General features: G+C 44.2%; 9 protein-coding genes, 1 other RNA gene and 1 pseudogene. 4 read left to right on the forward strand and 7 right to left on the reverse strand.

The window, feature by feature from the left end:
• Positions 1 to 17 precede the first annotated feature (17 nt).
• The 3 genes from BJP37_RS28620 to rnpB all read right to left on the reverse strand — a co-directional run bounded on the left by BJP37_RS28620 (position 18) and on the right by rnpB (position 2,501).
• Positions 18 to 1,259, reverse strand: coding sequence for a Gfo/Idh/MocA family protein (locus BJP37_RS28620; protein ID WP_075903930.1), 1,242 nt, complete (start codon positions 1,257 to 1,259; stop codon positions 18 to 20).
• A complete protein-coding gene (gene rnc, locus BJP37_RS28625; protein WP_075903932.1) occupies positions 1,256 to 1,969 on the reverse strand; it encodes a ribonuclease III in 714 nt (237 codons plus the stop codon). The genes BJP37_RS28620 and rnc overlap by 4 nt, the downstream gene beginning before the upstream one ends.
• Before the next feature lie 89 nt (positions 1,970 to 2,058).
• Positions 2,059 to 2,501, reverse strand: an RNA gene (gene rnpB / locus BJP37_RS28630) — RNase P RNA component class A.
• 271 nt (positions 2,502 to 2,772) lie between these two features.
• Here rnpB and BJP37_RS28640 point away from each other — a divergent pair.
• Positions 2,773 to 4,018: pseudogene (locus BJP37_RS28640) on the forward strand (RNA-guided endonuclease InsQ/TnpB family protein).
• Between the two features lie 209 nt (positions 4,019 to 4,227).
• Here the strand turns inward: BJP37_RS28640 and BJP37_RS40230 are convergent.
• The gene (locus BJP37_RS40230; protein WP_158069813.1) at positions 4,228 to 4,365 is read right to left on the reverse strand and encodes a hypothetical protein; all 138 of its coding nucleotides are present in this window, start codon (positions 4,363 to 4,365) and stop codon (positions 4,228 to 4,230) included.
• Between the two features lie 461 nt (positions 4,366 to 4,826).
• Between BJP37_RS40230 and mgtE the strand changes: the two genes are divergently transcribed.
• Both mgtE and BJP37_RS40235 read left to right on the forward strand, forming a co-directional pair.
• On the forward strand, positions 4,827 to 6,218 hold the full coding sequence (gene mgtE, locus BJP37_RS28645; RefSeq protein WP_075903937.1) for a magnesium transporter: 1,392 nt from the start codon (positions 4,827 to 4,829) through the stop codon (positions 6,216 to 6,218).
• Between the two features lies 1 nt (position 6,219).
• Positions 6,220 to 6,387, forward strand: a complete 168-nt coding sequence (locus tag BJP37_RS40235; RefSeq protein ID WP_158069814.1) for a hypothetical protein — start codon at positions 6,220 to 6,222, stop codon at positions 6,385 to 6,387.
• 256 nt (positions 6,388 to 6,643) lie between these two features.
• Here BJP37_RS40235 and BJP37_RS28650 read toward each other — a convergent pair whose 3' ends face one another.
• The 3 genes from BJP37_RS28650 to BJP37_RS28660 all read right to left on the reverse strand — a co-directional run bounded on the left by BJP37_RS28650 (position 6,644) and on the right by BJP37_RS28660 (position 9,590).
• Positions 6,644 to 7,822 carry a M20 family metallopeptidase gene (locus tag BJP37_RS28650; RefSeq protein WP_075903939.1) on the reverse strand — a complete coding sequence of 393 codons (1,179 nt, stop codon included), beginning with the start codon at positions 7,820 to 7,822 and terminating at the stop codon, positions 6,644 to 6,646.
• Between the two features lie 104 nt (positions 7,823 to 7,926).
• A complete protein-coding gene (locus tag BJP37_RS28655; RefSeq protein WP_075906559.1) occupies positions 7,927 to 9,318 on the reverse strand; it encodes an AtzE family amidohydrolase in 1,392 nt (463 codons plus the stop codon).
• An 83-nt stretch (positions 9,319 to 9,401) separates the two neighbouring features.
• Complete coding sequence (locus BJP37_RS28660; RefSeq protein ID WP_075903942.1) at positions 9,402 to 9,590, reverse strand: DUF4089 domain-containing protein; 189 nt, start codon at positions 9,588 to 9,590, stop codon at positions 9,402 to 9,404.
• A gap of 189 nt (positions 9,591 to 9,779) precedes the next feature.
• On the opposite strand from BJP37_RS28660, the gene BJP37_RS28665 reads away from it, so the two are divergent.
• Positions 9,780 to 10,481, forward strand: coding sequence for a Uma2 family endonuclease (locus BJP37_RS28665; protein WP_075903944.1), 702 nt, complete (start codon positions 9,780 to 9,782; stop codon positions 10,479 to 10,481).
• Positions 10,482 to 10,505 lie beyond the last annotated feature (24 nt).

Below are 10,505 nucleotides of genomic sequence, written 5' to 3' on the forward strand. Positions count from 1 at the left end.
GGGAAATGAATAGCTAATTATTCTGGCAACTGGGGAACAGTAACTGGCACTCCTCCTTGGTGAAGGGATTGGCTTAAACAACTGAGAATGTGTACCAATTGAGCACCAACCCAGCCAGATGATATTGATGAAGGTTGGGACAAGCGGACACTGTTAAGAAAGCGATCGCATACTGAATAAAGTGGTTCAAGTGATTCGAGATCAAGAACTTCACGATGCTGACCACCAGGGATAAAGTACTCCCCGTTCTGTTCAAAATAACCATGTTGGATAGTTAGGGGTGCTTGGGCAACCATTTCATCAAAAATCAAGGTTCCCTGTGTTCCTACAATCCCAAGCCGCCGCTGTTTATCTGGATTGAGCCAGCACAGATGAATAAAAGCTTGGAAGCCAGTGGGATAGGTAAGTGTTACCTGAACTAAGTCAGCTAATCCTTGAGGGGTTGAAGGTTGAAAGTTAGCAGGTTGAAGGTTAGGAGGTTGAAGGTTAGGAGGTTGAAGGTTAGGAGGTTGAAGGTTAGGAGGTTGAAGGTTATCGGGTTGTTGAGGGGTAAGTGATTGACTACAGCCTTGGTTATCTTCAGAACTTTCAACCGGCAACTGGTTAACTTGAAACTCTGTTTTAACCGGCAAGTGGCTAACTTGAAACTCTTTTTGAAACTGTAGCCACACCCTACCAGTAGCTTGGACTTGAACAGGTAGCTGTCCTAAGCAATGGTTGAAAATAGCAATGTCGTGAATGGCTAAATCCCAGAGAGAATCGACATCTTGACGTACTGGTCCTAAGTTAGTACGGGCGGCGTATCCATAGCGTAAGTCTCCTAAGCATTCCGAGTTCACAACCTCTTGAGCCCGCTTGACCGCTGGGTGAAATAGATAGGTATGGTCAACCATGAGCTGTCGCTGCTTTTCTTGAGCCAGGTGGCACAATTCTAGACACTCAGCTACATCAAGGGTTAAGGGTTTTTCTGCTAGGACGTGTTTCCCCTGCTGTAGAGCATCCTTAATTAGGGTGTAATGGGTAACTGCTGGAGTAGCAATTACCACTGCCTCAATTGTTGGTAGATCTCGTATCGATTCCCAATCTGTTGCCAAACGTACCTCAGGAGCGAGGTTATATTTATCTTTAATTGCTGCCAAGGTTTCTGGGTATGGATCAACCACTGCCACTAAGCAAGCATCAGGGTGTGTCAAGAAATTCCTGACCAAGTGTTTCCCCCAGCGACCTGCTCCCAATATCGCTACTCCGGTTTCTTTCATTTTTGCCCTCTCAATTCCAGAAATGCCTGTTTGGCTGCTGCTTGTTCCGCAGCTTTTTTCGATCTTCCTGTACCTTCACCTAATTGTCGATTTTTTAGCCAAACTTGGGCAGTGAAGCGGTTGTTTGCCCCATGCACTTGCAGGTTTTCGGTCAGATGATACTTTGGGAGCAGTTTGTAGTGAGCTTGAGTCCACTCCTGAAGAGCATCTTTGTAGTTTTGGCGGGCTGGGTCTTGACGAATTTCAGTAGTCAGTTTTTGTAAGTGAGGGTCTAGCCAAGGACGGACTAATTCTAGGGTATGGGTACTTAAATATAATGCTCCCAATACTGCTTCAAAGGCATCAGCTAACCGGGATGTTTCCCCAGCTTTGTTACCAGCGGCACTATTGGAAACCAGTAAATAACGCTCTAGACCATAGCTGCGAGCGAGTTGAGACAGAATGCGATCGCTTACTAGTACGGAACGAATAGCAGCAAACTCACCAACGGAAGAGTTGGGATAATTTTCCCATAGCCATTCTGAGCTAGCTAAACGTATTACAGCATCACCAACAAACTCCAACTGCTCATAGTTGTGTTCTGCTGAGATACTACAGTGAGTCAGTGCTAAATCTAGCAATGACCAATTCACAGCTTTTGTCTGAGATAGTCCTAACTTTTGAACTAACTTCTCTAATTGTTTCTGACGACGGGGATCTTTGATGGTCATGGCTGTCTGTTGTCGTGAGTCGGAAAGTCCTTTGTGACTAACCAGAGTCTGCTGGGAGTACTCATTACTAACGACTAATAGCTAAATTGAGAGAAAGTCGGACATAAGCCGGGTTCTGTTCTCCCTAGCAACCATCAAGAAGCTACTAAAGAGGGTGGTTATCTATCTAGGACGGCTGTTACCAGACGCCTCATGCGGTTCTCCATATCCGGAACTGGTAAAAGACCAACCGTAGTTCCTCTCGACCTTGCTCCCAACCGGGGTTTACCGAGCCAGCACCTCTCGATGCTGCTGGTGCGCTCTTACCACACCTTTGCACCCTTACCTGTGAAAGAATCAGGAAAAAGGCCGGAAGAATACATTCATCCTGGAGCCTTCTACCTTTATGCTTCCCATCGGCGGTATGTTTCTGTGGCACTATCCTCACGGTCACCCGCACTGGGCGTTACCCAGCAAGTTTGGTCTTTCGGGAGCCCGGACTTTCCTCAGACTCGCAGAAAAATGCGAATCCGCAACCACCTGCGCCTACTTTCTCTCTACTCTAGTTTAGTATTGATTAGCAGTTGGTTGTTAGCTGCTGGAATTGGAGTCAATCCAGAGGCACAGATCATTATCTGTCCCAAGAGCAGCAACTAGGGAAATGGAATGGGCCTTGGAACCGCTACGGGAACGCAAAAGCTAATCCTCTAGAATTTGTTGGATTACACTGTTAAGAGGGTTGTCATCTTTCTGTCTTCCTTTCCAAGGAAGAATGACTAATTTGTTTAGTTAACATTTCACAAGGAATACTTTACAATGTAAGCATGGTAGAAAAAGCTTACCGTTACCGTTTATACCCAACCCCTGAACAGGAGACTCTGTTGAGGAGAACCCTAGGCTGTGTAAGACTTGTTTACAACAAAGCATTAGATGCTAGAACAAAAGGATGGTACGAACATCAAAAACGAATTAGTTATAAAGAAACTTCCGTATGGGTTGACAGGATGGAAACAACAGGATGACTTGTTTTTTATGAATGAAGTCAGTTGTGTTCCACTTCAACAAGGATTGAGGCATCTACAAAATGCTTTTACTAATTTCTTTGCAGGTCGTGCTAAGTATCCGAACTTTAAGAATAAACGCAACGGTGGTAGTGCAGAATTTACAAAATCAGCATTTAAATGGAAAGATGGTCAAATCTATCTTGCTAAATGCAAAGAACCTTTGCCTATTCGTTGGAGTCGTCAATTACCTGCAAACTGCAATCCAAGTACCGTTACAGTCAGCTTAGATCAATCCGAACGGTGGCATATCTCAATTAGGTTCAATGACCCTAGAGACTTGAGCTTGCCTTTAACGGATAAACAAATTGGTTTTGATCTAGGAATTTCCAGTCTAATTACAACCAGCGACGGAGATAAAATTACCAACCCCAAGCATTTTAAAAGGCTCAAAAAAAGACTGGGTAAATACCAAAAAGCTTTGTCGCGAAAACAAAAAGGATCTAACAATCGTGAAAAGGCAAGGTTAAAGGTGGCCAGGATACACGCAAAGATCAAGGACGCTAGAAGAGATTTTACTCACAAGCTAACCACTCAACTGGTCAGAGAAAACCAATTGATTGCGTTTGAGGATTTAGCTGTAAAAAACATGGTCAAAAATCACAAACTAGCTCAGGTAATCAGTGATGCTAATTGGGCAGAAATAATCCGTCAGGTTAAGTACAAGTCAGAGTGGTACAACCGGAAAGCTGTTTCGATTGATAGATGGTTCCCCAGTAGCAAGTTGTGTTCTGCATGTTTGAATTGCGTCGGATCTTTACCACTAAACATCCGGGAATGGGACTGCCCATCTTGTAACACTCACCATGTTCGCGTAGCGGCTCCTACGGAGCATCGCGATATCAACGCATCAATTAATATTTTGGCGGCAGGGCTTGCCGTGTCAGTCTGTGGAGCGACTGTAAGACCCGTTCGCGTAGCGTCGCCTACGGCGAAAGAGAGTAAGTCTCGGAAGGCTAGTGCGAAAAACTCCCCCAAGGGGAGAAGGAAACAGAAACCTAAGTCGTGAGTCGCGAGGTACCCCCGCTATAATCTACAATTTAGCGGTGGGAAGATGTCAACGTGAGCTTTTACGATGAAGTAGCGAGCCGCATTGAGACAATCAAGCATAATTAGACTCGCAAATATAATTTAAAAAACCTTAAATGGTAGCAATTTATAATAATTGCTTGTGCTCATCATTATAACCAAAACTACGTCAATAGTACATTTATACTATTAACTAGACCAGTTGTTCGCGTAGCGTGGCCGTTCGCGTAGCGTGGCCAAAAGGCCAAAAGGCCATCGATAGCAATCCGATTTGAGTGGTAAAACACCAGAACAGGGAGATAGGGGGAAGAAGGGGAAGAATATCACTATTTTTATTAACAAATTAATTTCCCTCGGGCTGGATCACGTACAGGGAAATCTAGCTTGATGGGATTACTTTCAAATAACTATTGCGGTGACAATACTCTTCGAGGAAAATGCTTCAAGTAGTGCCATTGGTGAATATCGGAATCCAAAGGATAGTTGCGTCAGTGACCAATTAAGAAACAAAGGTTTTGATAACTGTGTTAACTTTGGTTAAGTTAACTGAAACCTGATTAGCAGTAAAAATGGTTCGTATTTTACATTTCTTAATATAATTTCATTTATTTATTGATTTCCGACTAATTACCAAGTACTAATTACTAAGTACTACTTAATAAGTACTAATTACCAAGTACTAATTACCAATTACCAATTACCGATGAGTCTTGGAGCAGGTACAAAAGCATCTAGACTTGAGTCAGCACTGAAAAACAAGTAAAACCTACTCAAGAGGAGGGTTTGCATTGACTGAAAACCAAATTTCCCTCCAGACAATCTCGCGTAGTGAACTGCGACAGCTGGTGCGTTCTCAACTGCAGATACTGCTGGAGCAAGGTAATCTTCAGGGTGCTAAGCAAGTGCTGGTACCAGTACAACCAGTAGACATTGCGGAAGCGATTGAAGGATTACCAGAAGCAATGCAAGTGATTGCCTTCCGTTTATTGTCTAAATCTGAGGCCATTGAGGTGTATGAAAATCTTGACTCCAGTGTCCAACAGTCTCTAGTTGAGAAGTTTAAACATCAGGAGGTACTGGATATCGTAGATAAGATGTCGCCAGATGATCGAGCGAAGTTGTTTGATGAGTTACCAGCTAAGGTAGTCCGACGTTTGCAGTCACAGTTAAGTCCTAAAGAACGCCGAGCGACAGCCCTGCTCTTGGGGTATGAGGAGGGAACAGCAGGGCGAATCATGACCCCTGAATATATTTCCCTCAAGGAAAACTTGACGGTTAGCGAGACCTTGGAGCAGATTCGTAGCTTAGCCAAAGCCTCGGAAGTCGTATATTACCTATATATAACCGATAACTCTCGACACTTGACTGGGATTGTTTCCCTGCGGGATTTGGTGATTTCTGCCACCGAGACCACCATGGGTGAAATTATGACTCGTGATGTGGTATATGTCTATACCTATGCGGGCCAGGAAGAGGTAGCACGGATGATCCAACGCTATGATTTCCTGGCTGTACCAGTGGTTGACCGGGAGCAGCGTCTAGTGGGTATTGTCACTGTGGATGATGTGATTGATATCTTGGAGCAGGAAGCAACAGAAGATATGTACGCGGTTGGTGGTGGTGTCCAATCGGAAGGAGATAATTATTTTCAAACCAATTTATTCACAGTTGCCCGCCGACGGGTAGTTTGGTTATTTGTATTGTTACTCACTAATACGGTTACGGGTACGATTATAAAGTCTCAAGAGTCTATTTTGCAGCAGGTTGTTGCCCTAGCAGCTTTTATCCCTTTACTCACTGGCACTGGTGGGAATGTGGGAGCTCAGTCTTCTACGGTGGTGATTCGCGGCTTAAATACTGATGAAATTCGTGACTTAGGCCCCGGTCAAGTGATTTGGCGAGAGGCACTGGCGGGGTTATTACTAGGAGTAATTTTGGGTACAATGGCCACTGGATGGGCTTACTGGTTACAAGGAGATTTTTTAGTAGCCCTATCGGTGGGAGTGAGTCTGATTGCGATCGCACTTTTAGCATCAATTGCCGGTTCAGCCCTACCGTTTCTGTTCCGTCACCTAGGCTTAGACCCAGCTCTGATGTCCGCACCATTTATTACAACAGTTGTTGATGTCTTAGGTGTGCTGATTTATTTCAATATTGCTAAATCAGTCTTAGGGCTTTAGCATGCATGCTAAAGGGAACAGGGAACAGGGCACAGGGAACAGTCAACAGGCAACAGACAACAGGCAACAGGCAACAGGCAACAGGCAAAAGACAAAAGGCAACAGGCAACAGGCAACAAGCAACAGGCAACAAGCAACAAAAAAACATAATATGTACTTAAAATTGTAGCAAAGCGCTAAAATTAACTGTATAATTAAATTGATAACTATGGCTAATTCAATAAGTCGTAACCCTTGATTTATTAAGGTTTTGAGGACTATTCAAGATTCATAAAGTGGAAGAAATAAGTCGAATCTCTATCAAAACTAATGCATTTAATTGAACTGATGTTTGTGAAAATTCCACCCCCTTAAACCTTTTGCCTCTTGCCTCTTGCCTCTTGCCTCTTGCCTCTCGTAACCAAAACTTTTTCACCAATCCCTAATTAACAGTCCTGGTGCCAGTACTTATAAATGGCATAAGCGAGAGTAACGACACCGGTAACAATAGCCGATTCATTCACTGCAAACAGAGGATGGTGCAGTGGGTAATTTATTTTATTTTGGAATCCAACCCCGAGGCGGAACATGCTGCCAGGAGCATGTTGTAGATAAACTGAGAAATCTTCCGCACCCATAGAGGCTTCCGGTATGATTAAAACGCGATCGCTTCCCCAAGCTTCCTTAGCTGCTGCTTCCAACAACTGAGTTAAGGCTAGGTCATTTTGTACCGATGGTACTCCCCGCTGATAGTTGATGTGATAGCGAGCGCCATAAGCATTACAGACATTGGCCACAATCTTTTCAATCCAATCGGGTAGGCCAGCATAGGTTTGGGGATGAAGCGATCGCACTGTTCCTACTAGCTGCACTTGGTCAGCAATAATATTAGGAGCTCGCCCACCACTAATTTGTCCAATTGTCAAGACCATCGGGTGTAATGGGTTCTGGGTGCGACTAATAGCTTGTTGGAGGGTGGTAATCACCTGGGCAGCAATCCAAATCGCGTCAATAGCTTGGTGAGGGCGAGCTCCATGACCCGATTCTCCCATAATTACGATTTCTAAATCATCCGCTGCTGCTGTTAATGCCCCATAGCGGATACCAATAGACCCTGCTGGAATTGATGGGAAAACGTGAAGACCAAAGATAGCACTCACATCCTTCATTCCCCCATCTTTAACAATCCAGTTTGCACCTTGAGCAATTTCCTCAGCGGGTTGGAACAGAAAGCGAGTATTACCAGGAAACCTTTCTCCGAGTTGGGATAGAACCATAGCTGTGCCTAAGCCTACGGTGGTGTGGACATCATGACCACAGGCATGCATGACTCCCGGTTGATGTGAGGCAAAATCCAGACAAGTTTGTTCGGTGATGGGTAGAGCGTCCATATCAGTGCGCAGGGCGAGTAATCGCTCATCGGTACCACCAATCAGTTCACCGATAAGACCAGTTTTGCCAATCCCTTCTTGTACATGAAGACCACAGGAGGATAAGACCCCAGCTACGTAAGCCGCTGTTTGGTGTTCTTGACCACTCAATTCTGGGTGAGAGTGGAGATGACGGCGGATTTCGATCAGACGCGGGGCAATTTCTTGGGCTAACTCTTTAATCTGGGAGAGCATGCTGCTAGATAAAATTTTTTGATACTTAACTCTTTATACTTCTTTTTTAATGTGTGATGAGACAACTATTTCGCTAACAGAATATTGTCTTAATAATCGATTTGTTAAGACACAATCGGTGCTGAAACGATACCTTGCTCCTCAAGCACTGCAGCAACTCTAAGAATCATTGCTTCATGGTAGGGTGCAGCAATAATTTGTACCCCTAAGGGCATTTGACCAGGACGGTGAATTGGTACTGATAAGACCGGTAAGCCAATGAAGGATAAGGGTTGAGTAAATAATCCTAAGTTTGGACGAACTAAAACTTCTTCTCCGGCAATGACCATTTTTTCTTGACCCAGTAGGGGAGCAACACAGGGTGTAGTGGGAGCGAGGATAATATCCACATCTTGGAAGACTTCCCGAACGCGATCGCGAAACCATTGTCGAAACCGTTGGGCTTGAATATACCAAGTCCCTGGAATTAGGGCACCTGCTAAAAAGCGATCGCGTGTAGCTGGGTCAAAATCATCGGGACGTTTACGCAAATTGTCCAAATGCAGGTTTGACCCTTCATTAGCCGTAATAATATAAGCTGCTGCTCTGGCTCGCTTGGCTTCTGGGATAGTAACCGAGGCAGTTACATCCAAGCTACTAGCGACTTTAGCGACAGCATCCAAGACTTCTGGTTCTGCCCCTTGAGAAAAATAGCCATCAGCAACCCCAATCCGTAACCCTTCAATCCCCTCGTTAAGCTGGGGGACACAGAGTTCTGGGAGACGATTGCTACAAACGGGATCAGTGGGATCTACTCCCTGAAGGATATCAAAGATAGTAGCAATATCCCGTACAGAACGAGCAAACGGACCGATATGATCCAAACTAGCTGAAAACAAGAAAACCCCTGCCCGAGACAATCGTCCGTAGGTAGGTTTGAAGCCAAAAGTACCACACAACGCAGCTGGTACCCGGATCGAACCATTGGTATCGGAACCGAGAGTGATCGGTACTAATCCCGCCGCCACTGCTGCTGCCGAGCCGCCAGAGGAACCACCAGCAATGCGAGTGAGATCATGGGGGTTATGAGTTGCACCGTAATGGCTATTTTCCGTTACAAAGCCATAGGCGTACTCATCCATATTTAATGCTCCAACTAGGATAGCACCCGCTTGTTTGAGTTTAGTTACAGCAGTAGCATCACGGGAAGCAGGAGGATTTTCAGCATTAATTTTTGACCCAGCTAATGTTATTAAGCCAGCGATATCATATAAGTTTTTAACCGCAAAAGGAACTCCTGCCAATGGACCGGGATTGTTCCCTTTAGCAATAGCATGATCAATATCTTCAGCATCCGATAAAGCTTGGTCAGTGGTAACCGTTGTGAAACAGTTAAGGGATTGGTTACGGACAGTTATTTTTTCGAGACAGTTAGTAATGACTGTTTTGGCGGTGACTTGACCTTCTCGAATCGCAGTGGTAATTCCAATGGCATCAGTTGGGTTCACGGTTAGCATCCTAATTTCAACTATTATGATGATTGAGTAACGCTGATCAACCAATAAACTAGATAATTTGATAGTCAAAAATTATCAGCATCCTAAGGTTCAAATACAGGAGCAGCTGCGATATCATCAGGTAAGCTAAATTCTGTGACTAGAGATGCGATCGCATAAATTTTAGAGAAGTTTTTGATAACACCAGGACGGTGTTCGGGCTTAAGGTCTAAATCAAGGAGTTCCGCCATTGCTGCGACATAGGTAGCAGTTTCAATTTTTTTGGGCATCATTACTAGTTAGTCTTTAAGAATTTAGTAGTTAAAATTAATTATAATCTATAAATATAATAGAATTTGAAAACCTGTCGTTATTACTCAAAACTAAACCCTCAAAACTCGACAGTCTCTTCAAAACTATCTTCAAACAAGCAAAGTTAAATTTTTCGTTACCTTAAGGATATAAAGACACCCGATAGGGCTATGACTCAAACGAAAGCCGAACCCATTATCCGATGGGAAAAACTCCCCGACGAATTTCAATTACCCGATGACCCAGTGGAAAATCTCTATCATCCCTTATTAGCGGCTATCCTCCGAGAGATTCTGGAATTAGCCGGATTTATCAATAATTCAATGCTGATTGCTTCCAACTTTGGACTCTGTGCCAATGTGGACGGTAAAACAGTAGTCAAAGCACCGGACTGGTTTTATGTACCTTCCGTGTTTCCTGTGTTACCAGGGGTGATTCGCCGGAGCTATACCCCTCACACCGAAGGAGAGGTACCAGCAGTGGTTATGGAATTCTTATCCGAGAAGGAGCAAGGAGAATATTCCATTAACCCCCGTTACCCCTATGGCAAATGGTACTTTTACGAGCAAATCCTACAAGTACCAATTTATGTGATTTTTGACCCAGCGTCGGGAAGTGTCGAAATGCGATCGCTTAATTCAGGAAGCTATACCCTGCAACAACCTGATGCTAATGGACGCTACTGGATTGAATCCATGGGTTTGTTTCTAGGAGTATGGTACGGCAAAAAATCAGAAATTACCAACTATTGGTTACGGTGGTGGGATAGCTCTGGAAATTTATTACCTTGGGGAGAGGAGAAAGTTCAACAAAGTCTACAGCAAGGCTTACAGCAAGGCTTATATGAAATCCGGCTAAATAGTTACTGTTAAGCCTTGGCATCCTGCCACCAGTGA

The organism is Moorena bouillonii PNG (genome assembly GCF_001942495.1).
GTDB lineage: Bacteria > Cyanobacteriota > Cyanobacteriia > Cyanobacteriales > Coleofasciculaceae > Moorena > Moorena bouillonii.